Consider the following 23,614-nt stretch of genomic DNA (forward strand, 5'->3'; position numbering starts at 1 on the left):
TTGTTCCACCCAAAATTTAGGAAACGCAAATTAGATACCCTATTTCACGTAAAAGTGATTTCATTGCCAAAACAGTAGAGGAGGGGGTATAATAAATGCTTGTGGTTTGCAAACAGCAAACGGGTGGGAGAGGGATATTTAGTAGGAACGATTACTAAATGAAAACATCAGAAATTAGGAGAGAAGTAATTGCCGGGACGATTGGTTTTTTTACAGTTGCCTATATTATTGCAGTTAATAGTATGATATTAGCTGAATCAGGAATGCCTTATCGTTTGGCAGTAATGGCAACAATCCTTAGCTCAGCGTTTGGCTGTATTTTGATGGGATTTTATGCGAAATCACCGATCATAGTCATCCCAGGGATGGGCATCAATGCTTTATTTGCCTATTCTTTTGTCGGGCAGATGGGAATGACCTGGCAAACAGCTCTAGTCTGTGTGGTCATTAGCGGATTGATTATGATGTCGATATCCTTTACGCGTCTTTCGGCCGTACTTTTACAGTCGATTCCTTCTTCGCTTAAGAGTGGCTTAACAGCAGGGCTCGGTATGTTTCTAATTTTTATAGGGCTTGAAAAAGGCGGTCTGATTGAAAGAGGTACACAAACCCTGATCTCATTTGGTGATTTGACGAATGTAACAGTAATCGCCAGTCTTATTTCGATTTTTGTGACGATGGTTCTTTTCATAAGAGGGGTAAAGGGAAATCTCCTCCTCAGTCTAATATTAGGTACATTGGTTTCCTTATGGCTGTGCCGTTCTTTCTTTGACACTTGTCATTTTATTTGAAAATATAGGGTTAGTTTATAGTCATTTAGCGAAAGCAAATCAAACAGAGAAGTTTTCAAAATCGTTTCGGGTAATTGGTCTATCTGCTGCCGTTTCAGGCATATTTGGCACGAGTCCTACGGTAGCGGCTGCTGAAACCCAAGCTGCCATTGTTTCTGGAGGGAAAACAGGATTAACTTCGATAACAACAGGCATTTGGTTTTTAATCAGTATCGTTGCGATTCCTTTACTGAAATGGATCCCGGACTCGGCAATTGCTGCGATTTTTGTGTTAATTGGCGGCCTGATGCTTGAGGAAATGAAGGAAATTAGTCCGCGAGATCTGACTGAAAGTTTTCCTGCCTATCTAATGATCGCTTTTATTCCGTTTACGAATAGTATTGTTGACGGAATGGCGATAGGCTTTATTCTCTATCCTTTATTAAAGATAGCCGCAGGAAAAAGAAAAGAGATTTCCTTTACGCTTTTGGCTGTTGCATCCTTATTTGTTGTGAATTATCTTCTCAAAATTCAGCTGGTTTAATTTGGGCAAGAACCCTTTCGGTTCTTGCTTTTTTTAAACAGAAATGTTCTCATCGATAAATGTTTAATGATAAAATAGATTAAATTTCTTTTTATTATGAAAGGACTAATGAACATGCAGATTCCCTATACTAAAGTTCATGGATCTAGAAATGATTTTATTTTAATAGACGAAGCTGGCAAATACTGGACAGACGAGGAACGTGTTCAGCTGGCTTTACAAGTATGCAGGCGCGATAAAGGCATCGGGGCGGACGGAATATTATTTGTATCAGATAGCGAAACAGCAGATGGAAAAATGCGCGTGTTTAATGCAGACGGGTCTGAGGCTTCCATGTGCGGAAACGGACTTCGGTGTGTAGCAAGATATTTGATTGAAAAGCTGGGAAAAGAGGAGCTAGAGGTTGAAACCATGAAAGCCACCTTATCGGTAAAGAAAGAGGCTGAAATTTTCCCTGGAATCCCAACGTTCGCAGTAGAAATTTCTCCCGTTTCTTTCAAAACGAGTGATCTCCCAATCTATGTGAATCAGGATGTAGTCATCAATGAAGTGATTTCTGAGATTCATCCTGAACGAAAGTGGTCGGCTTTGGCTGTTCCGAATCCTCATCTGATTACGGTGGTAGAGGGGAACATCATCAAATCAGATGAGCAGAAAGAGATAGCAGAGTATTTGAATGGGGAAAATCCGATATGTCCTGATGGCGTAAATGTCAGCTATGTGGTGCCTTTGTCAGAAGAGAATATTTTTGTCAAAACCTATGAGAGAGGTGTCGGTTTTACAAATGCATGCGGGACAGCAATGTCTGCGTCAACCTTTATTACATGCCAACTTGGTTTGAACCGCTGGGGAAACAAAATTAATGTATACAACCCAGGCGGTAAAGTACAGTGTGTCGCAACCAATAGCGGAGAACATGCATCGATTCAATTAATCGGTAATGCGACTTACGAACACCAAGGAACCATCCATTGGGATCAAGGTATAAACTTCCAGATTCATAAAGTATTTAAAGATGAAGAACAGGCCTATCAAAAACTAGAAGAAAACATCGCGACGGTTCTCGCCTTTTGACACAAAGGGACGGTTCTTCTGTTTCATCCTGAAACAGAAGAACCGTCCCTCCGTTGCATTAAACCTGCTTCTTCAGAAACTCAATAATTTCGTCAAAGGGCTGCTCTTCCCGTACTAAGTCGAATTTCCAGAAAGGGCAGCCCAGATGCCTAATTCGCTTTCTGACAACATCCATTGTGAATGCTTTTGGCGTTAAATCCTGGTTGACCTCGTCCCAAAATAAGGGAGTAGCCACAAGTCCTTCTTCGTTTCCTCGGACTGAATAGGGAGCGACAATGGTTTTCCCTTTCCCATGCTGGATGTAATCTAAATACAGACGATTTCCGCGATTTTTCTTAAGTCTCTCAATGGTGAATATGTCTTCATGCCCCAGTAATACAGACCGTGCTAAAAATTCCATAAAAATAGCTGTATCATCATAAGAATACGTTCGGGGAAGCGGGATATAGACCTGCAGCCCTTTATTTCCGGAGGTCTTGATAAAGGAATGTAAATGAAGCTGATCTGCCTGTTGTTTGATTAAGGCTGCTGCTTTCACAGCAAGCTGGAAATAATCACGTGAAGGCGGATCCAAGTCAAACACGATTTCAGAGGTTCCATTTTCATGGATTGTATTAAAAGGAACATGAAATTCAAATGCAAGCTGGTTGCCAAGCCACATGTAAGTTCTCAAATCATTACAAATAATATAATCGATATCCTCATGCCTAACCGTATTGATAAAATCAGGTGCATAGTCGGGGCAATTTTTCTGATAAAAGCTTTCTCCCTTTATACCGTGCGGGTAACGGATTACAGTTAGCAAACGGTCCTTTATGAAAGGCTGAATAAAACCATAAATTTCCCTCATGTATCCCAAATAACTAACTTTATCAATGCCTTCCCACAACGGTTTATCAGGATGAGTAACTTCTACTTCATGTGGGAGGTTTAAAAGGTCAATCCGAAATTTTTCTAACGTACAATCCGCTGGTTTTAAATCCAAGCGAAATGACACGAAATGGGGTTCTCTTAATTCATTATCCGCAATTTTCTCTAAAAATTTTACTTCTACACAAATTGCTGGCTCAACAAAATAAAAGGAGCCAGATGTTGACAAGGTATTTTGCTTAATGATTTGATTAAGTGCATCCTTTTCTTCCTTTGAAATTCCAAAGTAAAAATAACCCACTTCAACAACATGATCAGCATCTAGCACACCAATATAATAATAGCCATTTTTACTATCCAGTCTCGTAATAAAAGCTGTTATATGGATCCAGTTTTTATCTTTAACCCAAAGACTAGTTCGTTTTCCTTCCTCCCAAACAGACTTTTCTGATTTGCCTACAATCCCTTCCCCGTCATAATCTCTTACTAGATTCCATACCTCATTAAGCTTGCTGTAAGAAGGAATGAGCTGGATCACTCTTGGGTTGCCGGGTGAAGGCTGTAAGGGCAATTCTAAGTCCTTAAAAAGCTTTTCCAATGTTACCTTTCTTTTCGGGTACTTCTGTTTTCGGATATCCTCGCCTTTCAACATCAATAAATCAAACACTAAAAAAGAACAAGGAAATCTTTCGTGTTCTGTTTTGATTTTTTCCTTGGCACGCATCCTACCGCGCTGCTGTACCTTTGAAAAGCTTGCGTGATAAGGAGATAAAAGCATAACAAGTTCACCATCAAGCTGTAAAGGAAGATAGGGTAAAAACATGTCTTTATGATCCGCGTAAAACTGATAGACCTCTGGGAAAATAGGTGAGAGATCATTTCCGTTTCTGCTTTTAAAATCAAACGTGTTCTCATCTATATATAACAAAGCCCGAAAGCCATCATATTTTATTTCATATTTCCATCCCTTCGAACTAGGGATTTCACCGAGCTCAGGCAGCATTGGTTTCAACATGTATGAACACCTCCTTATTAGCATTACCTAATCTGGCTATAATTTTCCATAATATTTACCGGATTAGAAATAAACGATTACCCTCAAACTAACAGTAAATAACAACTAAAAGTGAGGGATTACATGCATACGATTTGGAAGGGCAGCATCAGTTTTGGACTTGTGAACATACCAGTAAAGCTTCATGCTGCAACAGATGACAAAGGAATTAAATTTAGAACATTGCATGAAAAGTGTCATTCGCCAATCCGTTATGAAAAGGTTTGTCCAGTATGTGAAGAGGAAGTGAAACAGGATGAAATGGTGAAGGCGTATGAATACACAAAGGGAAAATTTATTATTGTAGAAGATGAGGAACTGGAGAAATTAAAGAATCAGGCAGAAGAAAGAGCGGTAGAAATTGTACAGTTTGTCAAAATTGAAGAGATTGATCCCATCTATTTCGATAAAAGCTATTATCTCTCGCCTAATGAAGGCGGTACAAAGGCGTATTCACTGCTAAGGGAGGCATTAGCGGAATCAGGTAAAGTGGGTATTGCAAAGATGGTTTTTCGTTCGAAGGAACAATTAGCAGTTTTACGGGTATATCATGATACGATTGTGATGGAAACGATTCATTATCCAGATGAGGTTAGAAACGCTAAAGATGTACCGAATGTACCAGAAAAGAGCGAGCTGTCCAAGAAGGAATTAGATACGGCTATTTTGCTGATTGATCAATTAACGGCAGAGTTCAATCCAGAAGAATTTCATGATGAATACCGAGAAGCGGTACTTCAATTTATTGAAGGAAAGCGGACAGGAGCAGAGGTTGTTACGCCAAAAGAAAAAGAAAAGCCTACCAATGTTACAGATCTTATGGCGGCCTTGCAAGCGTCTATTGATAAAACGAAACCTAAAACGAAAGCGAAAACTGCAGCTAAAAAGAAAACAACTGCTGCCAAGGCTAAAGCCAAGAAAAATGCATAAATTCCAGATTCTTATTCATTAGGAAAACATAGGCAAAACCCTCTTTTCCGACATAGTCTAAATTAACAGTGTTGCAGAAAAGAGGGAAAAAAATGAGAAAAGTATTACTATTTTTAGATCCTGGAATCGATGATTCTTTAGCTCTAATGTACACTCTGATGCATCCTGAGTATGAAGTTGTCGGTATTGTTGCAGGCTATGGAAATGTTCCAAAACAACAAGCAGTTGAAAATGCAGCCTATCTCTTAGATTTAGCGGGAATCAAGGATATTCCGATCATTGCCGGCGCTATAGGTCCTTTGACAGGAGAACTAGTCCCTTATTATCCTTTGATCCATGGGGAAGAAGGACTGGGCCCAATCAAACCGCCGCCTTATGTATATGCCGATCAAGAAGTATTTGATATTGATAAAGCGAGAGAGCTCATTGAACAGCATGGCAATGAATTATCGATTGTAAACTTGGGTCGTCTTACAGATTTAGCGATGCTTTATATCCTTTATGGACCTGAATTTGTAAATCAAGTTAAAGCCATATATTTAATGGGAGGGGCCTTTTTGGTTCCGGGAAATGTTACACCGGTGGCAGAGGCTAACTTCTTTGCTGATCCCATTGCAGCAGATCTTGTTTTAGAAAAGGGGGAAAGTATAACAATTTTCCCCTTAAATGTAACCAATAAAGCCATACTGACTCCTGAAGTAGTGGAGTATTTAACGCAAATCAACAAGTCACCATATGCCTTTTTATTTGAACCAATTTTTGATTTCTATTTTGCTGCCTATCAAAAGTTAATCCCTGGTATAAAGGGAGCGCCCATCCATGACCTTTTAGTTGTCAGCGCACTCATTAATCCTGAAATTGTAAAAACTCTAAAACGGAGAGCACGGGTTGACCAGACGGGTGAATTCACAAAGGGAGAAAGTATAGCAGACTTTAGGCCAAAACCGAAAGAAGAACCAGCAAAAAAATTAGATACAATTGCTATGGAGATTGATTATCCGGCTTTTATCGAAGATGTGGTCCATATCTTTTCGCAAAGTAAGGTTGAAGAGTGAGAGATTTGTTGACATGTTTGATTTGGCTTGTTACAATGATATTGAGAATCATTCTCAAAAATTACCCCCCTCTATTTTTGAGATCGATATTGGATAAAACAGGGAAGATCTGTATTGGATCTTCCCTGTTTTTTTGTCGGCATTTTATTTTACTTTCATCGAATAAACTCCTACTCATTACAGAAAATATTCAAAAAGGGGAGAGGTATAGATCCAATGACTAAAAGGAAAATAAAAAACCAAACTCGGACTTCAATTTGTGAAACAGAATGCAAAAAAACAATCATCGAATAAAGAGAAACCGCATCAAAATTGATTACATTAAATTATCCAATCATTTGGATTAGGGGAGAGAAGTGTATGAAATTTATGGAGTATAAAGATACACAGTTGGCTTACTATGACAAGGGTGAAGGAACACCTATCATCATGATACATCCGCCTGGTTTTGGTTATAAAGTTTTTTACAGACAGTTTCCGCTGTCACAATATTTTCGCTTAATCATCCCTGATTTAAGCGGTCATGGAAGCAGTGGAGTCTACAGCACCACATCTACGATTCATGATTACACAGATGAAATTAAAGCTTTACTTGACCATTTAGGGTTAAAGTCTGTATATATATTTGGTTACTCATCGGGAGGTTCAGTTGCTCAGGCTTTTGCCATTAAATATCAACATTTGGTAAAGGGGATGATTTTGAGCGGAGCTTACCCAAAGGTTAGTTCCTTCATTTTTAATTTGGAACACCGAATTGGAATCCTGCTTGCAAAACGCCATCCGAAGTTCTTGTCGACTTTATTAAGTAAAACGCATGGCATCGATTACCATAGCACAACAGAATTATACTGGTATGCAAGGAGAACCCACCCCTCCGTTTGGGCTCATTTTTACAGGGAAGCGCTTATTTATAACTGTGTCCCTCAGTTAAACCAGCTAAACATTCCGCTTTTATTGCTTTATGGCACTCTGGCAGATCCGATCAATAAACATAATCGGTTCTATCAAAAATATTTAAATCCCGAAATCAAATTTATTAACAGAGGAACACACCAGCTCCCGATTTATTTTGCAGAGGAACTAAACCTTCAAATCCTTAATTTCATTAAAAAAAGCGATCAAATATCTACACAGTAGACTATTGATCGCTTTCTGGTTTTATAGCTTTAAAAGTGAGTAAGCAAGAAAGCAAGCAAAGAACTAAAAAAGCTCCAAATATCCAGCTTTTTTGTGTGTTCATAAGAAGGGCTACAATCGGTGGCCCTGCTGCAACTCCAACAAATCTCATGGAGCTATAAAGAGACGTAATGGTTCCTCGCTGCTGCTTTTCAACCCCCTCTGTTATCAATGCATCCAGTGAGGGCAAAGCCACACCAATCCCGATTCCGCCAATCGTAAAAAGAACAATTAAATACCACAGTTTAGTTGAGAAAATAACGAGAAACCCTGTTACTCCCAATGCGAAAACCCCAAAAAAAGTCAACCATTTCATTAAAACTTTATTTTTCTTAATGACTTTTCCAGTAATATACGATGCTAAACATAAAGCCCCGAGCGGGATCGCCAAGTAAAAACCTTTTTGGATATCTTTGATATTATATTGATCCTCAAATATTTTGGAAAGATAGAATAGCTCTCCGAATAAAACAAGCATTAAAATACAGCCAATAAAAAAGATTGAAAAAAGCCATTTTCCATCTACCTGAAAGATTTTCTTTATATTGATTAAGAAATAATCAAAACTGACTACTTCCTGATCTTTTTTCGGTGTTTTAACCAGTATCATAACCATTAATATGGTAATCGCACAAAAAATTGGAAAAGCAAAGAACGGCGTAAACCAAACAATCGCTGCAAGCACAGCCCCGAGGACCGGACTTAAAACTTTTCCAAAAGTATTGGCCGTTTCAATGATTCCTAAAGCACTGCTAACATCTTCTTCCTTTCGGAACATATCACCTACAAGAGGCAAAACGATAGGAAAAGCTCCTGCTGCACCCACTCCTTGCAAAAGCCGGCCGAACAAAATAAATAGATAGGCTGAGTCGAACAGCCATCCAGCTATACCAGAAATCAGTCCTCCGGCTGCTGCAATAATTAAGCTTGGGATAATGATTTTCTTTCTTCCCCATTTATCAGACAAAAATCCTGCAATTGGAATGAAAATAATGGCGACAATTGAGTAGACCGTAATAATTAAACTAGATTGAAAAGGGCTTATATTCAATTCCTTTTCCATTGTAGGAAGGACTGGTAAAAGCATGGAGTTACCAAGAGTCATCACTAGTGGAATCGATGCTATTGAAACAATGGCCCATTTTTGCTGATGGTTTTTTTTATCTGTAATACTCTTAGGGTCAGTAAATTCAGCACCATTCAAGCCTTCTATATGTTCCATGATCAATCCCCTCTTTAAAAAAATCATTATTCTTAATATGAACCGGAGTTAATAAAAATATTGACTGATTCTAAAGAGGGGGACTTCCATTTTTTTAATATTGTTGTTGACTTTTTTATTTTCCCGTAATATGATAATAAACAAATTCATTACGGTAAAGCGATGATGAAGAGTAGTAACTAGTCAAAGTTTCTTTAGAGAGCTGGTGGTTGGTGTAAACCAGTGTAACCGGCTAGTGAATGGACTTCTGAGCATCCAAACTGAAATCCTTTAAGAGAGTAGGATTTGGCGATCGGCCTGTTCGTTACAATGGGCAATCATTCATATTGGATGATAAAGTGAGCTTTTTAGCTAATAAAGGTGGCACCGCGGGGTACTTCGTCCTTTCAGGGAGGGAGTACCCCTTTTTGCATTCATCATCAATCAATATGGAAACTCGATGATTGAGAATAGTAAGAAGCATCGCATCTTTAACAGAGAGTCAGGGATGGTGGAATCCTGACAAAGAACAGCTTCTGAATGGACTCATGAGACATCCTTTGAAACGTTTGGAGTAGAAGGATGCGGACTCCGCCGTTATCCGGGACAGGAATTGTCTTTGTGCAATCCCTGAATGAGCGGGAGCAAGCGTGCTCCAACTAGAGGTGGTACCGCGGTAATTCGTCCTCTTCTTGTACAATTTTTGTACAGGAAGAGGACTTTTTTTTACTTAGAATTAGCCTGAGCTTTAGAAAGGAGAGTTTAGTTTAGATGAGGAAAGAGCAGGGTGTTTTTATTCATGTGGAAGAGATTGAAGGAGACACGTTAACTCCAATTGCAATCTTTCAACAAATTCCCGGAAAAAAGAAATGCTTGTTGGAAAGTTCCAGCAAGCACCAAGAAAACGGACGCTTTTCTTTTATTGCGGCCAACCCTTATCTAGAAATAAAGTCAAAGGGTGAGACAAATGAAATTATTAAAAGCAATCAAAGTAAAGAAATTAAAAATGGCCATACGATTCCTCTTTTAAAAGAGCTGATCCCACACATTGAATCAATGCCGAACTATCCATTTGTTGGCGGTGCAGTTGGAGTAATTGGCTATGATATCATTCGCCAATATGAAAACATTGGGACTATTATCAAGGATTCTATGCAGCTTCCTGATGCCCATTTAATGGTGTATCAAGATGTCTGTATCTATGATCATCTCATGGAAAAAGTAATCCTTATCGCTGTTTCTTTTACCAGTGAAGAGGATTCAAGAGCACGCCTTAAAGAAGTAAAAAATAGCTTGGAAAACCAACAGCCTGTTCATGCAAAAGATTACTTTAAAACAACGGCGGTCCAATCCAATATTAGCAAAGAACAATTTATTGCTAATGTTCAAAAGGCGAAATCCCTGATTCAGAAAGGTGATATATTTCAGGTTGTGTTATCGCAAAGACTTGAAAGCTCTTTTGAAGGAGAGCCATTTACATTTTATCGTGAATTAAGAAGATCAAATCCGTCTCCATATATGTTTTATATTGATTTTTCAGATTATATCGTACTTGGAGCATCACCCGAGAGTTTGCTGAAAACAGAAGGCAATGTGATGATATCAAACCCAATTGCAGGAACAAGGCCACGGGGAAAAACGGCTGAAGAAGATGAGTTTCTGAAACAAGAGCTCTTAGCTGATGAAAAAGAAAGAGCGGAGCATGATATGCTCGTTGATTTGAGCCGAAATGACCTGGGCAGGGTAGCTAAGATCGGATCGGTTCAAGTTTCACGATATATGGAAGTTGAAAAATTTCAGCATGTCATGCATCTTGTCTCAGAAGTAAAAGGCGTGTTAAGAGATGAGGTTCATCCTTTAGATGCTTTAGCAGTCTCTCTTCCAGCCGGCACGGTTTCAGGAGCACCTAAAATTAGAGCAATGACAATTTTAAATGAACTTGAACAAGAAAAACGCGGGTTATATTCCGGAGCAGTCGGTTACGTATCGTTTAATGGAAAGATGGACTTCGCTCTTGCTATCAGAACTATGATTATTAAAGGGAATCAAGCCTATGTTCAGGCAGGGGCCGGCATAGTGTTTGACTCTGATCCTGAAAAAGAATATCAGGAAACACTAGACAAGGCTCGTTCATTGCTGGAGGTAAAATCATGATTTTACTGATTGATAATTATGATTCATTCACATTTAACCTTTACCAGATGATTGCTTTAGAAGAGGAAGTCGTCGTTTATAGAAATGATGAAATTTCAATTGATGATATAGTTCGGATAAACCCAGATAGAATTGTAATATCTCCAGGACCAGGGAGACCAGAAGATGCAGGAATATGTGTCGATGTGATTAAAAGGTTTGGGAGTGAAATCCCGATTTTAGGTGTTTGTTTAGGACATCAGGCCATTGGGTTAGCTTATGGCGGCAAGGTGATTCAGGCAAACTTTATCAAACACGGGAAAAGGTCCAAGATTCGGCATGATAAAGCGGGGCTGTTTTCGGATGTGTCCAATCCATTAGAGGTTATGCGCTACCATTCATTGGTAGTGGATCGAAAAACACTTCCGCTTGAATTAACAGTAACGGCTGAATCGGTTGATGATCACGAAATTATGGCACTTAAACATCAGTTGTATCCAGTCTATGGCGTACAATTTCATCCTGAATCGATAGGAACGGATAGCGGGAACAAGCTGATTGAAAACTTTTTAAAAGAATGCAGGAGGACGGTCAACCATGCAAAAATTTTTACTGAAACTAAGTGAGGGATCTTCATTATCAAAGGTCGAAATGAAAATAGCAGCGGGAGAAATGTTTCATGAACAAACGACTGAAAGTGAAATCGCAGCTTTGCTGATGGCGCTTAAGTTAAAGGGAGAAACAGTTGAAGAAATTACAGGGCTTGTCGAGGCATTGCTTGAGAAGGCAATCTCGTTTCCAAAAAAGATACCAGGGTTAATGGATAATTGCGGAACGGGAGGGGATCGTTCAAAGAGCTTTAATATAAGTACAACATCCGCATTTGTTTTAGCTGGTGCGGGTGTAAAGGTGGCAAAGCATGGAAATAGAAGTATTACATCCCGTTCCGGCAGTGCCGATGTGTTAGAAAACCTTGGTGTTTCATTAACGATGTCGCCTTCTGAAGTAGAGAAAACGATTGAACAGGTAGGCATTGCGTTCCTATTTGCACCTCATGTCCATCCGATGATGAAAAAGATTATGAATGTGCGCAGGTCGCTGAATATCCCTACGATTTTTAATCTGATAGGTCCACTAACGAATCCGCTTCCATTAGAAACACAAGTGATTGGCATTTATAGAAAAGATCTCCTTACTGTTTTTGCTGAAGTTCTTAGAAACTTGGGGAGAAAAAGAGCAGTGCTTTTATATGGTGCAGGAGGTTTAGACGAAGCGACCCTTGTCGGTGAAAATGTATATGTTCTACTTGATAACGGAAAAATTACAGAACATACCCTTTCACCGGAAGATGTAGGCTTAAAACGAGCTGGAAAGGAAGAGATTGTTGGCGGAGATGCGAGTCAAAATGCAAAAATCTTGCGGGATATTCTGCTGGGGAAAGAAGGACCGCATTTGGACACGGTTTTATTAAATGCCGGAATCGGGTTATTTGCGAGCGGGATGGTCATGACTATTCAAGAAGGGATTCATGAAGCTAGAAAAAGCATTTTTTCTGGTAAAGCTTATGAAACATTAGAAAAATTGATACATGTCAGCAGTAAAAGAGAGGTAATATAAATGACATCAATTTTGGAAGAAATTCTCGCTGTTAAACAAAAAGAAGTAGAACGGCTGAAAGATGTAAACACATGGAATTTTCCGGAGGATCCAAAGGAGGCATATGCCTTAACGAAAGTATTAAAGGGAAAAAAAAATGTGAGTATCATTGCTGAATTTAAACGAGCTTCACCATCAAAGGGAATCATTAATGCAAACCTAGATCCTGTTAAACAAGCTGTTGCTTATAAAGAAAATGGAGCTGATGCCATATCGGTTTTAACCGATTCAACTTTTTTTAAAGGAAGCTATTATGATTTGCAGGATGTTCAAAATGCAGTAGACCTGCCAGTTTTATGCAAAGACTTTGTCATTGATGAGGTGCAAATCCATCGTGCTCTTCATGTTGGTGCTACAGTCGTTTTGCTGATTGCTGCTGCTCTGTCTGATCAAAAGCTAAAACAGCTCTTTCGTTATGCCTCTTCGTTGAGCCTTGATGCGATTGTTGAGGTACATAATGAAGAAGAGCTAGAGAGAGCATTAGAAATCGATGCCTCTATTATTGGGGTCAACAACCGAGATTTGAAGACATTTAATATTGACTTATCGACATCAGAAAAGTTAGGACCTGTGATTCGAAGAGAAGGAAAGTTTTTTATTGCGGAAAGCGGGATTCATACAAAAGAAGATGTAATCCGTGTTCGGGACGCAGGGGCTCATGCGATTTTAGTCGGAGAGGCATTTATGACTAGCAAATCAGTGAAAGATACGATTATGGACTTTAAAGTTCCGGTATTAAAAGGGTGAATGAGATGAAAGTAAAAATTTGCGGATTATCGGATGAACAGGCCGTTTACGCTGCTGTTTCTAACGGCGCAGATGCAATTGGCTTTGTTTTTGCCAAAAGTAAAAGAAAAGTTGATCCCTACACAGTTGCAGATATAACGAAAGCTGTTCCTGCAAGTGTTCAAAAAGTCGGAGTATTTGTCAACGAAACGAAAGAGAATATTGAGGAAATCGCGCAACTGTGCAGGCTCGACCTTATACAATTGCATGGAGATGAAAGTGAAGAGTTTGCGACCAGCTTGTCTTATCCTATTATTAAGGCATTTGGCATCAGCAGCCAGGAAGATTTAGAAAGGGCGAAATCCTATCCGGCGGAATATGTGCTACTCGATAGTCCTAAAGGTAAATATCGGGGCGGGAATGGGACTTCATTTGATTGGAATCTTCTCAAAAGGTCCGATTTCCCACAAAAAATCATTATTGCGGGCGGACTCAATGAACATAATGTGCAAAGTTTGCTTGATAAGGTAACCCCTTTTATGGTCGATGTCTCAAGTGGTGTCGAAACGGACGGGAAGAAAGATTTAAATAAAATAAAAAGATTCATAGAAAAAGTAAAACAGACAGAGGAGGCAGTAGAATGAAACCATATACATTACCAAACCAGACAGGTCATTTTGGAAAATTTGGGGGACGCTATATTCCAGAAACTCTGATGCAGGCAGTCCTTGAATTAGAGGATGCTTATAAGGCGGCACAGGAAGATCCGGACTTTCAAAAAGAGCTTGATTACTATTTAAAACAGTATGTCGGACGGGAAACTCCCCTTTATTTTGCTGAACACTTAACGAAGCAAGTCGCGGGTGCAAAGATTTATTTAAAACGGGAAGATTTAAACCATACGGGTGCCCATAAAATTAACAACACAATTGGTCAGGCATTACTGGCAGTCAGGATGGGGAAAAGAAAGATTGTTGCAGAAACAGGAGCGGGACAGCATGGTGTTGCCACGGCAACGGTTTGTGCCCTTTTAAACTTAGAATGTGTCGTGTTTATGGGGTCTGAAGATGTTCGCAGACAAAGGCTGAACGTATTTAGAATGGAGCTTCTCGGTGCGAAAGTGGTAAGCGTAGAGCAAGGGAGCGGAACACTAAAAGATGCGGTGAATGAAGCATTGCGATATTGGGTGACAAATGTGGAAGATACCCATTATATTATTGGTTCTGTTTTAGGGCCTCATCCATTTCCTAAAATCGTTCGTGATTTTCAAAGTGTAATAGGAAAAGAGACAAAAGAACAGATATTACGTAAAGAAGGGAAGCTCCCTGATGCGATTGTTGCCTGCATTGGCGGAGGAAGCAACGCGATTGGTATGTTTTATCCGTTTATTGAGGAAGAGAATGTAAAGCTATATGGAATTGAAGCCGCTGGTTCGGGGATTGAAACCGGTCTCCATGCCGCATCATTGACTGAAGGAAAAGTTGGAGTTCTACATGGTTCGATGATGTATCTCCTGCAAAATGAAGACGGGCAGATTCAAGAAGCTCATTCGATTTCAGCGGGATTGGATTATCCTGGAGTTGGTCCAGAACATAGCTATCTGCATGAGGCCGGAAGAGTCCAATATCATTCCATTACGGATGAGGAAGCTTTGGAAGGGTTTCAGCTTCTTTCCAAAACAGAAGGGATTATTCCAGCCTTAGAAAGCTCACATGCTGTTGCCTACGCAGTTAAGCTTGCAAAAGTGATGGATCCCGACCAGTCTTTAGTAATCTGTCTCTCAGGACGCGGTGATAAAGATGTAGAACAAGTGAAATCCTTTTTAGGGGGCCGGGCAAATGGGTAAAGAACGCATAGAAGCTGCCTTACAGAACGTATTAAGTCAAGGGGATAAAGCATTTGTACCGTATATAATGGCCGGAGACGGCGGATTAAATATGTTAGAAAAAAAGCTTTTATTTTTGCAAGACAATGGAGCGACGCTTATCGAGCTTGGCGTTCCATTTTCAGATCCTGTTGCTGACGGACCGACAATCCAGGCTGCCGGTATTCGTGCACGATCAGGCGGGGCAACGTTAGAAAAGATACTGAATCAATTAAAATCGATCAGAAATCATATTCATGTTCCTATAGTCCTGATGACTTATATCAATCCATTGCTGCAATTTGGGATTGAGCGGCTCGTTAAGGAAGCATCAGAAGCAGGGGTAGATGGATTCATAATTCCCGATGTTCCAATCGAAGAAGAAGATATCATAGCGCCACAGTTAAAGCGTGCCGGAATCGCCTTGATTCAATTGGTTAGCGTTACCAGCCCAATTGAAAGAATAAAAAGAATAGTAAACCAGTCGGACGGATTTGTTTACGCTGTAACGGTAGCAGGGATAACAGGTGCAAGGAAGTCTCTTCAATCGAGGCTGCATCAATATTTGGAGTCGGTTAAAAAAGTCAGTTCGCTCCCTGTGCTTGCCGGATTTGGTATTTCGACACCCGAACATGTAAGAGACACAACTCAATATTGTGACGGGGTTGTGGTAGGAAGCAAAGTTATTGATCTATTACAAGAAGGAAATCAGGATGAATTAATTTCGCTAATGAAAGCGAGTCAAAAGATTAGGCAATAGCAAAATGGCAGTACCTAAAAAAAGGTACTGCCTTTGAATGTATAGGAGTATAGATGGGCTGGCAAAAAAGAAATAATGACAGCTTCGTCTCTTAATAGCTGAAAAAAAAGTAATGTGAGAATCGACTTTATGTTCATTTATTGCAAAATCATTTATTATAATGTCAAACGATTGTTCGAAATTACTTTGTGAAATGGGAGAGAGTGTTAGAGGATGGATTGTACACTGCAGCATTATATAAAGGATAAACAAAACTATATTCTTATTGACGTTCGCTCCCCGCAAGAGTATAAAGAAGGGCACATCCCGGATGCAATCAATGTTCCTTTATTCACGAATGAGGAAAGAGCTAAGGTTGGAACCACCTATAAACTGCAAGGAAAGCAGCAGGCTCAATGGCTAGGCATGGAGATTGTTTCCCCTAAAATACCAGACCTTTTGAATCAAATTAAACGGGTAGCAGAAAAGGGGAAAATCCCTTTAATATATTGCTTTCGCGGTGGGTTAAGATCAAGATCGGTTGCACAATTTTGTGAGTTATCAGGTTTGTCTGTTTCAAGATTAGTGGGAGGCTATAAAGAATACAGAACGTATATTTCAGGGACCCTTGAGCAGCTGATTCCTGAGAAAGCTTTTGTTTTGCATGGATTAACGGGCACGGGGAAAACCGAGATCCTGAAGTGCCTTAAAGAAAAAGGCTTGCCTGTGGTGGATCTTGAAGAGCTCGCAGGCCATAGAGGATCTCTCTTTGGTCATATAGGCTTAGAAGTCAATTCGCAAAGAATGTTTGATGCTTACCTTTATGAAACATTGATCGAGATTCAGTCGCACTCCTATTTTATTATGGAAGCCGAGAGTAAAAGAATAGGAAATTCTGTGTTACCCGAACGATTATTGCAAGTTAAAAAAACAGGAATTCCCATTATCATTAATTGTTCTTTTGAGAATAGGGTAAAAAGAATTATAAATGAATATATTGTTCCCTATGAACAGGAGGAATGGTTTAAGGCTGCTGTAGAGGAGATACTAGTAAGGCTGTGGAAATACATGCGGGGACAATCAATATGCAAGGATATGAAAGATTCCTGGCAGAAAAAAGACTACCACCAGTTTGTTTCATTGCTGCTGGAACATTACTATGACCCTAAGTATCTTCACAAACAAAAGGATTATGATATGGAGACTGGAAGGGTATATACAGTGGACTCAGACCATATTAATGAGGCTGCTCTGGCTATTGAAAAAATTGTATCAAAAACAGAATTACACATACGCTAAAAAGAGCACCTTCGTAGGTGTTCTTTTAATGTCCTTCAAAAAAGGAAATACTGCATGATAGTTTATGAAATTAGTTGGATTTATTAATAAGAAACTATTGGCATTTTGCCCCATTAGTAGTAAGATTGTATCGGTTGAAGAAAACGATTAGAAATATTTTCTCAAAAAAATTTACAGCTGTATTTTCTTGTATTTTTCAACCGTGAGTAAGATAGAATCTTTTGAAAAGTCTTACTATTTGGAAGTGTTTTTTTTCCTTTGTAGATAACGCTTTACAGTGATAAAATAACAATGTGAAAGCGTTTATCTTACATTACAATAATTTTTTCACATACCGTTCAAAAAGTTTAGAAAAATAAAATCGTGGGAATGGTATGGCAGAATACTACTTGGAGGGTTCATTAATCATGAGTAAAGGTGCTGGACGCCTTATCAGTCCGTGGGAAAAATTTCACGGTCCGAACCTAGGCTATATTATGGAAGCCTATGAATCATATTTACAAAATCCAGATGATGTCGACCCAGAATTGGTTGCCTTATTTAAGGAATGGGGGGCACCTGTTATTACAGACGGGGATCCTTCAGAAACCAACGTAAGCTTCCAAACCAGTTTTACACAGGGGGTATCACCAGATCAGCTCCTAAAAGCTGTTCAGGCAGTTAAACTAGCAGAAAATATCCGTTCCTACGGACACTTAGCTGCTGACATTAATCCGCTTCAAAATCAAGAAAAAGATACATCCAGAATGGAGCTTGGAGAATATGGGCTAACAGAAGAAGATCTTCGCGGTTTGCCAAGTACGTTCATTATACAAAATCCTCCCAAGGCTGTAAAAAATGCTTTGGATGCGATTGAACATCTAAAGCGGGTGTATACGAGATCATTAGCATTTGAATTGCATCATGTACATGATCAAGAGGAGAAAAACTGGCTTAGAAACATGGTCGAATCTGAAGACTATTTCCCAGCCATTACTCCTGAGAAACAAAAAGAGATGTTGAAGCGTCTAGCCGAAGTAGAAGGCTTTGAAAGCTTTTTACACCGCACATTTGTCGGGCAAAAACGTTTTAGTATTGAAGGGGTAGATACACTTGTTCCTCTTCTAGATGAAATTATATCAGAATCGGTGCAAAGCGGTGCTTCTAATGTCAATATCGGTATGGCACACCGCGGCCGTCTGAATGTATTGGCACATGTGTTAGGGAAGCCGTATGAAATGATTTTTGCTGAATTCCAGCATGCTCCTAACAAAGACCTTGTTCCATCTGAAGGTTCCATTGGAATCAATTACGGTTGGACAGGTGACGTAAAATACCATTTAGGATTAGATCGCCAAATTAAGAGTGATAATGTCCAAAAAGCCCGAATTACTTTAGCGAATAACCCAAGTCACCTCGAATTTGTTAATCCGATTGTGGTTGGGTATACTCGTGCGGCACAAGAAAAACGGAATAAAGCCGGTTTCCCTGATCAGGATACAACCTCTTCCTTTGCGATATTGATTCATGGAGATGCAGCATTTCCGGGACAAGGAATCAATGCCGAAACACTAAACCTCAGTAAATTAAGAGGATATCATACAGGCGGTACCATTCATATTATTGCAAACAATATGATTGGGTTTACAACCGAAAGCGAAGATTCACGTTCTACTAAGTATGCGAGTGACTTAGCGAAAGGTTACGAAATTCCAATTGTACACGTAAATGCAGATGATCCCGAAGCTGTGTTAGCTGCTGCTCATTTTGCAACCCTATATCGTAAGACATTCCAAAAGGATTTCTTAATCGATTTAATAGGATATCGCCGCTATGGACACAACGAAATGGATGAACCTGTTGCCACAAATCCATTGATGTATAAGATTATTCATAATCGCCCTACGATTAAAAACCTTTATTTTGAAACATTAAAACAAAAAGGAATCGTAAATGACAGCGAATTAAAAGAGATTGAACAATCAATCGAATCTAAGTTAAAAGCGGCCTATGAAAAAGTTCCAAAAAGCAGTGAAGATTTTGATACGGAAATGAGACCTCCAGAGATCGTTGAAAAAGGGTTTCCAAAGATCAAGACATCGGTAGATGAAAAAACACTGACTGCTTTAAATGAAGACCTTTTAAAATGGCCAGCAGGATTCAAAGTGTTTAATAAACTTGAAAAAATCTTAAAACGTCGTTCAAAAGCCTTTGCAGAAGGAAAAATTGACTGGGCTCATGCAGAAGCACTTGCCTTTGCAAGTATCATTTCTGAGGGGACGCCAATTCGTCTTACAGGGCAAGACTCTGAAAGAGGAACGTTTGCTCATCGTCACCTTGTATTACATGATAGCGAGACTGGTGAAGTATTCTCGCCATTGCATAACTTGCCAAACGGAAAAGCAAGCTTCGCAATTCATAATAGCCCGCTATCTGAAGCAGGTGTATTAGGATTTGAATATGGCTATAACGTTTATGCTCCAGAAACACTTGTACTTTGGGAAGCTCAATTTGGAGATTTTGCTAACACGGCTCAAGTCATGTTTGATCAATTCATTGCAGCCGGGCGTGCAAAGTGGGGTCAAAAATCGGGGTTAGTGATGCTCTTGCCTCATGGATATGAAGGACAGGGTCCAGAACACTCCAGTGCCCGCTTAGAACGTTTCTTACAATTGGCAGCTGAAAATAACTGGACGGTAGCCAATCTTTCGAATGCTGCACAATATTTTCATATTTTAAGACGTCAAGCCTTAATGCTGCAAAAAGAAGAAATTCGTCCATTAGTTTTAATGTCACCAAAGAGTTTATTAAGACATCCTTTAGCTTCAGCAGCATCAGCTGACTTAAGTGAAGGTCAATTCCAGCCGATAGTGAATCAGCCTGGTTCCGGGGAAAACCCAGACAAAGTTGAACGTCTTCTTATCGGATCAGGTAAAGTTATGATTGATGTTGAAGAAGAAATGAGTAAGAAAGATGCTGACTTTAGCTGGCTTCATGTAGCAAGATTAGAAGAAATATACCCATTCCCTATGTCTGACATGAGAACACTCATTTCAACTTATAAGAACCTGAAAGAAATTGTTTGGATTCAGGAAGAACCTAAAAATATGGGGGCTTGGAGCTTTGTAGAACCTCGTATTAAGGAATTGGCTCCAAAAGGAGCAGAAGTAAAATATGTTGGACGCCGCAGAAGATCTAGTACGGCTGAAGGAGATCCGATTGTTCATAAGAAAGAACAAGCTCGTATCATTACTGAAGGAATCACACGCTAATCATATAAGGGGGACATAAGAGTGGCAGAAGTAAAAGTGCCAGAGCTTGCCGAATCTATTACAGAAGGTACAATTGCTCAGTGGCTTAAAAAACCAGGTGAATATGTGGAAAAAGGAGAATATATCGTTGAACTTGAAACAGATAAAGTTAACGTTGAAATTATCTCCGAAGAAGCAGGTGTGCTAAAAGAACAGCTTAAAGAAGAAGGCGATACTGTATTAGTAGGAGAGGTTATTGCTATTGTAGATAATGCTGCTTCTCCTGCAGCCGGGGCTCCAGCTGCAGAAGTGCCTGTTGCCGCGGAACCTAAAGAACAGCCAAAAGAAGCGGTAAAACAACCAGTTCCAGCGGCAGCAACGGAAACTACAGCGAACAATCGCCCAATTGCTTCACCGGCTGCACGTAAGCTAGCTCGTGAGAAAGGGATTGATTTAAGCCAAGTTCCTACAGTTGATCCGCTAGGAAGAGTAAGAAAACAAGATGTGGATTCTTATCAAAATCAGCCGGCTCCGGTTCCAGGTAAGCCTGCAGCTGCTGCCGTGCCTGCTGTAGATGTGTTGGATGCCAAGCCAGTTGAAAGAATCAAAATGTCTCGCCGCCGTCAAACGATTGCGAAACGTCTGGTAGATGTTCAGCATACAGCAGCGATGTTAACTACTTTTAACGAAGTTGATATGACTGCAGTTATGGAAGTAAGAAAGCGTCGTAAAGATCAATTCCAGGCTGAACATGATGTTAAATTAGGCTTCATGTCATTCTTTACAAAAGCTGTGACGGTTGCACTTAAGAAATTCCCATTATTAAATGCGGAAATTGATGGCGATGAAATTATCAAGAAAAACTTCTATGATATCGGTATTGCTGTCTCAACTGATGAAGGTTTAATCGTACCGGTTGTTCGCGATACAGACCGTAAGTCTTTTGCGGAGATTGAAAGAGACATCGCAGATCTAGCTAAAAAAGCACGTGAGAAAAAACTGGGCCTTGCTGAACTTCAAGGCGGTACTTTCACAATTACAAACGGAGGAACATTTGGTTCCCTTCTTTCAACACCGATCTTAAATGCTCCACAGGTTGGTATTCTTGGAATGCATGCGATTCAAAATAGACCAGTTGCGATTGAGGATAGAATTGAAATCCGTCCAATGATGTACATTGCCCTATCCTATGACCACAGAATCGTTGATGGAAAAGAAGCGGTAAGCTTCCTTGTAAAAGTTAAACAGCTGCTAGAAGATCCAGAGCAATTGCTTCTAGGTTAATCAAAAGAAAAAACCCCTTGGTAACTTGGTTACTAAAGGGGTTTTTCTTTTACCAATCTCTCCGCCTGAAGATGTACGGTTTTTCTGCCTGAGGAAGGAATTGAATTCAATCGGTTAGCCGATGAGACATTTTTATAAGAGCCTTACAATGAGGGTAGTAAACAAAGGGGAGAGATGAATAAATGTATCATAGCGACTATGTTCATTTGTATTTATATAACCAGTATGCAGAAGCAATTAATAAAATATACAGGGATAGATGCTATAAGAAAGATAGCTTTTTTGAAAAGTATACCTCAATGTTATCTAAAATTTGGAGCTGATAAAGTTGACGGGGAACGATAACAGATGATGATGTGCCCGGAATAAGAGGCAAGAGTTCCGAAAAATAGGTAATGAGTTTAGAAAAACGGCACTCAAGTTCCAGATAAAAGGTAATAATGACCTGAAATCCCTCTGTAGACCCGAAAACAATTTGAGTAAATGTAAGAAAAGCTCCTAATTGAGAGCTGAGTCCCTATAAAATGGTACTCAGTTCCAATTTTTTGACAAAATCTGACCCTCTGAAGGACTAGATGATTTTTCACTAATATAAACGAAGTCCATATCAATACTTTTACAATAAGTTGAGGAATAGAGGGTCTTTCCATTATACTATTAGTAAGATTGTTATTTAGGAGGATTAACATGCAGCATCTATCATGGGCCAACAAACCAACGATTAAACAAGTAAAATGTGTACATACAGACGCTAAAAAATACATGGTTGAAAATGTGTTAACACCTGGAAAAACATATGAAGTAAAAAATGAAACCGAAGAATTTTATTTTGTGGTAGATGATACAGGACAGGTAGGCGGCTTCTATAAAGATTATTTTGAAGAAGTGTAGGACCTTTGCTATATGAAAAGTTGCCATTAGGCTTTGTGGCAGCTTTTTTATTATATTTTAAAAGAAAATGGGGGATTAAACTAATGGGAGCTTATCTCTTTGTATATGGGACATTACGGAAGTATGAAGCTAATCATGAGTACCTTCAAAATAGTAAGTGCCTGGCCAATCAGTCATGGGTTAGAGGGAGTCTATTCGACACGGGTGATGGATATCCCGCGTTAGTAATAGACAATGAGAAAGAGTATGTATATGGTGAAGTTTATGAAGTGGATGATGAGGCATTAGCAAACATTGATCAATTAGAAGACTACAAGGCTGACAGAGATGAAAATCTTTATGATCGAGTTGAAATAGATATCTACACAGATCAGGGAGCCATAAAAGGGATCACTTATATCGCAGGGAACCAATGCTCATTAAAAACTAAAATAGAGCTTGGTGACTGGAGGGTCTATCAGTTTTTAAAAGAGAAGCCTGGCAAGGTTTATTATTTTGCCTATGGGTCTTGTATGGACCAGGAACGATTTAAACAGGCAAAGGCTGATCGCTATTTTCAAAAGGAAGTGGGGGCAGGAATTCTTCACGGATATTCAATGAAATATGCATTTCAGGTAGATGATGGGGGAAGAGCCGATATTATTGAGGCTAACGATAGTTTAGAGGGGATTCTTTACGATTGTCCGCAAGATGCGGTTGTTTATTTATTTAAACGTGAGGGTGTGTATACTCAATCGTACCGTCCAACATTTGTGGATATTCAAGTTGGGGACCAACTTTATCACTCTTGCTTAACTTTTACAGTGGTTCATAAAAAAGCGGAAATAGCTCCTCCTGTTCATTATGCTAAAGAAATCTTGAGAGGTTCGAAAGGAAAGGTAAGTTCCGCCTATTATAAAAGGCTTATCAGTCATTTAGAGGAATTAGAATTTGATTTGGCTCATCAGGAGATTAAACCGATTATTACCAGTCAATTTGCAGGAAGCTAGAGAAAAATCATGAATTTGAACCATTTATTTTCGATAACAGTCATCTGGATTATAGTAAAATAGTGTAACTTTCTTGTAATGGAAAGATAGTCTAAACAGTTCTTTATAAAAAATAAGTAATTTGGCACA

General features: G+C 39.4%; 20 protein-coding genes and 2 other annotated features. Of the genes, 18 read left to right on the forward strand and 2 right to left on the reverse strand.

Annotated features, from left to right (window positions below; genetic code table 11):
• Positions 1-158: 158 nt before the first annotated feature.
• From MLE14_RS22615 to dapF, 3 genes are all read left to right on the forward strand, one after another.
• Entirely contained in the window at positions 159-791 is a 633-nt protein-coding gene (locus tag MLE14_RS22615) for an NCS2 family permease (protein ID WP_313897752.1), read from the forward strand.
• On the forward strand, positions 769-1,314 hold the full coding sequence (locus MLE14_RS22620; protein WP_313897754.1) for a solute carrier family 23 protein: 546 nt from the start codon (positions 769-771) through the stop codon (positions 1,312-1,314). The genes MLE14_RS22615 and MLE14_RS22620 overlap by 23 nt, the downstream gene beginning before the upstream one ends.
• A 114-nt stretch (positions 1,315-1,428) precedes the next feature.
• Positions 1,429-2,388: a diaminopimelate epimerase gene (gene dapF / locus MLE14_RS11385; RefSeq protein WP_243298497.1), complete on the forward strand. Its 960-nt coding sequence runs from the start codon at positions 1,429-1,431 to the stop codon at positions 2,386-2,388.
• Positions 2,389-2,446: 58 nt separating this feature from the next.
• On the opposite strand, the gene MLE14_RS11390 is transcribed toward dapF, so the two are convergent.
• Complete coding sequence (locus MLE14_RS11390; RefSeq protein WP_243298498.1) at positions 2,447-4,273, reverse strand: DNA ligase D; 1,827 nt, start codon at positions 4,271-4,273, stop codon at positions 2,447-2,449.
• Positions 4,274-4,396: 123 nt separating this feature from the next.
• On the opposite strand from MLE14_RS11390, the gene ku reads away from it, so the two are divergent.
• The 3 genes from ku (at position 4,397) to MLE14_RS11405 (ending at position 7,434) form a co-directional block, all read left to right on the forward strand.
• Positions 4,397-5,242, forward strand: coding sequence for a non-homologous end joining protein Ku (gene ku, locus MLE14_RS11395; protein ID WP_243298499.1), 846 nt, complete (start codon positions 4,397-4,399; stop codon positions 5,240-5,242).
• Between the two features lie 92 nt (positions 5,243-5,334).
• Positions 5,335-6,297: a nucleoside hydrolase gene (locus MLE14_RS11400; protein ID WP_243298500.1), complete on the forward strand. Its 963-nt coding sequence runs from the start codon at positions 5,335-5,337 to the stop codon at positions 6,295-6,297.
• Positions 6,298-6,657: 360 nt separating this feature from the next.
• Complete coding sequence (locus tag MLE14_RS11405) at positions 6,658-7,434, forward strand: alpha/beta fold hydrolase (RefSeq protein WP_243298501.1); 777 nt, start codon at positions 6,658-6,660, stop codon at positions 7,432-7,434.
• 1 nt (position 7,435) lies between these two features.
• Here MLE14_RS11405 and MLE14_RS11410 read toward each other — a convergent pair whose 3' ends face one another.
• Positions 7,436-8,695: an MFS transporter gene (locus MLE14_RS11410; protein WP_243298502.1), complete on the reverse strand. Its 1,260-nt coding sequence runs from the start codon at positions 8,693-8,695 to the stop codon at positions 7,436-7,438.
• 153 nt (positions 8,696-8,848) lie between these two features.
• Positions 8,849-9,084, forward strand: a binding site (T-box leader).
• A 41-nt stretch (positions 9,085-9,125) separates the two neighbouring features.
• Positions 9,126-9,366 (forward strand) — a binding site (T-box leader).
• 79 nt (positions 9,367-9,445) lie between these two features.
• Here MLE14_RS11410 and trpE point away from each other — a divergent pair.
• From trpE to MLE14_RS11470, 12 genes are all read left to right on the forward strand, one after another.
• Positions 9,446-10,828, forward strand: a complete 1,383-nt coding sequence (gene trpE / locus MLE14_RS11415; protein WP_243298503.1) for an anthranilate synthase component I — start codon at positions 9,446-9,448, stop codon at positions 10,826-10,828.
• A complete protein-coding gene (locus tag MLE14_RS11420) occupies positions 10,825-11,433 on the forward strand; it encodes an anthranilate synthase component II (protein WP_243298504.1) in 609 nt (202 codons plus the stop codon). The genes trpE and MLE14_RS11420 overlap by 4 nt, the downstream gene beginning before the upstream one ends.
• A complete protein-coding gene (trpD, locus tag MLE14_RS11425) occupies positions 11,405-12,424 on the forward strand; it encodes an anthranilate phosphoribosyltransferase (protein ID WP_243298505.1) in 1,020 nt (339 codons plus the stop codon). The genes MLE14_RS11420 and trpD overlap by 29 nt, the downstream gene beginning before the upstream one ends.
• On the forward strand, positions 12,425-13,210 hold the full coding sequence (gene trpC, locus MLE14_RS11430; RefSeq protein ID WP_243298506.1) for an indole-3-glycerol phosphate synthase TrpC: 786 nt from the start codon (positions 12,425-12,427) through the stop codon (positions 13,208-13,210).
• Between the two features lie 5 nt (positions 13,211-13,215).
• A complete protein-coding gene (locus MLE14_RS11435; RefSeq protein WP_243298507.1) occupies positions 13,216-13,833 on the forward strand; it encodes a phosphoribosylanthranilate isomerase in 618 nt (205 codons plus the stop codon).
• Positions 13,830-15,035 carry a tryptophan synthase subunit beta gene (gene trpB, locus MLE14_RS11440; protein WP_243298508.1) on the forward strand — a complete coding sequence of 402 codons (1,206 nt, stop codon included), beginning with the start codon at positions 13,830-13,832 and terminating at the stop codon, positions 15,033-15,035. The genes MLE14_RS11435 and trpB overlap by 4 nt, the downstream gene beginning before the upstream one ends.
• Positions 15,028-15,813: a tryptophan synthase subunit alpha gene (trpA, locus tag MLE14_RS11445; RefSeq protein ID WP_243298509.1), complete on the forward strand. Its 786-nt coding sequence runs from the start codon at positions 15,028-15,030 to the stop codon at positions 15,811-15,813. The genes trpB and trpA overlap by 8 nt, the downstream gene beginning before the upstream one ends.
• A gap of 213 nt (positions 15,814-16,026) precedes the next feature.
• On the forward strand, positions 16,027-17,091 hold the full coding sequence (gene mnmH, locus MLE14_RS11450; protein WP_243298510.1) for a tRNA 2-selenouridine(34) synthase MnmH: 1,065 nt from the start codon (positions 16,027-16,029) through the stop codon (positions 17,089-17,091).
• Between the two features lie 407 nt (positions 17,092-17,498).
• A complete protein-coding gene (sucA, locus tag MLE14_RS11455; protein WP_243298511.1) occupies positions 17,499-20,342 on the forward strand; it encodes a 2-oxoglutarate dehydrogenase E1 component in 2,844 nt (947 codons plus the stop codon).
• A 21-nt stretch (positions 20,343-20,363) separates the two neighbouring features.
• Entirely contained in the window at positions 20,364-21,605 is a 1,242-nt protein-coding gene (odhB, locus tag MLE14_RS11460) for a 2-oxoglutarate dehydrogenase complex dihydrolipoyllysine-residue succinyltransferase (RefSeq protein WP_243298512.1), read from the forward strand.
• Positions 21,606-22,292: 687 nt separating this feature from the next.
• Complete coding sequence (locus tag MLE14_RS11465; protein WP_243298513.1) at positions 22,293-22,496, forward strand: DUF6501 family protein; 204 nt, start codon at positions 22,293-22,295, stop codon at positions 22,494-22,496.
• 5 nt (positions 22,497-22,501) lie between these two features.
• A complete protein-coding gene (locus tag MLE14_RS11470; protein WP_243298514.1) occupies positions 22,502-23,485 on the forward strand; it encodes a gamma-glutamylcyclotransferase in 984 nt (327 codons plus the stop codon).
• Positions 23,486-23,614: the final 129 nt, after the last annotated feature.

This window comes from Bacillus litorisediminis (assembly GCF_022808645.1).
GTDB lineage: Bacteria > Bacillota > Bacilli > Bacillales > JC228 > Bacillus_BF > Bacillus_BF litorisediminis.

Coding starts and splice junctions, on each gene's coding strand:
- MLE14_RS11400 (WP_243298500.1), top strand. CDS start 5,335: ATGAGAAAAGTATTACTATTTTTAGATCCTGGAATCGATGATTCTTTA.
- ku (WP_243298499.1), top strand. CDS start 4,397: ATGCATACGATTTGGAAGGGCAGCATCAGTTTTGGACTTGTGAACATA.
- MLE14_RS11390 (WP_243298498.1), bottom strand. CDS start 4,273: ATGTTGAAACCAATGCTGCCTGAGCTCGGTGAAATCCCTAGTTCGAAG.
- MLE14_RS11465 (WP_243298513.1), top strand. CDS start 22,293: ATGCAGCATCTATCATGGGCCAACAAACCAACGATTAAACAAGTAAAA.
- trpB (WP_243298508.1), top strand. CDS start 13,830: ATGAAACCATATACATTACCAAACCAGACAGGTCATTTTGGAAAATTT.
- trpA (WP_243298509.1), top strand. CDS start 15,028: ATGGGTAAAGAACGCATAGAAGCTGCCTTACAGAACGTATTAAGTCAA.
- MLE14_RS22615 (WP_313897752.1), top strand. CDS start 159: ATGAAAACATCAGAAATTAGGAGAGAAGTAATTGCCGGGACGATTGGT.
- MLE14_RS11435 (WP_243298507.1), top strand. CDS start 13,216: ATGAAAGTAAAAATTTGCGGATTATCGGATGAACAGGCCGTTTACGCT.
- trpC (WP_243298506.1), top strand. CDS start 12,425: ATGACATCAATTTTGGAAGAAATTCTCGCTGTTAAACAAAAAGAAGTA.
- MLE14_RS11410 (WP_243298502.1), bottom strand. CDS start 8,695: ATGGAACATATAGAAGGCTTGAATGGTGCTGAATTTACTGACCCTAAG.
- trpE (WP_243298503.1), top strand. CDS start 9,446: ATGAGGAAAGAGCAGGGTGTTTTTATTCATGTGGAAGAGATTGAAGGA.
- MLE14_RS11405 (WP_243298501.1), top strand. CDS start 6,658: ATGAAATTTATGGAGTATAAAGATACACAGTTGGCTTACTATGACAAG.
- mnmH (WP_243298510.1), top strand. CDS start 16,027: ATGGATTGTACACTGCAGCATTATATAAAGGATAAACAAAACTATATT.
- MLE14_RS11420 (WP_243298504.1), top strand. CDS start 10,825: ATGATTTTACTGATTGATAATTATGATTCATTCACATTTAACCTTTAC.
- trpD (WP_243298505.1), top strand. CDS start 11,405: ATGCAAAAATTTTTACTGAAACTAAGTGAGGGATCTTCATTATCAAAG.
- sucA (WP_243298511.1), top strand. CDS start 17,499: ATGAGTAAAGGTGCTGGACGCCTTATCAGTCCGTGGGAAAAATTTCAC.
- dapF (WP_243298497.1), top strand. CDS start 1,429: ATGCAGATTCCCTATACTAAAGTTCATGGATCTAGAAATGATTTTATT.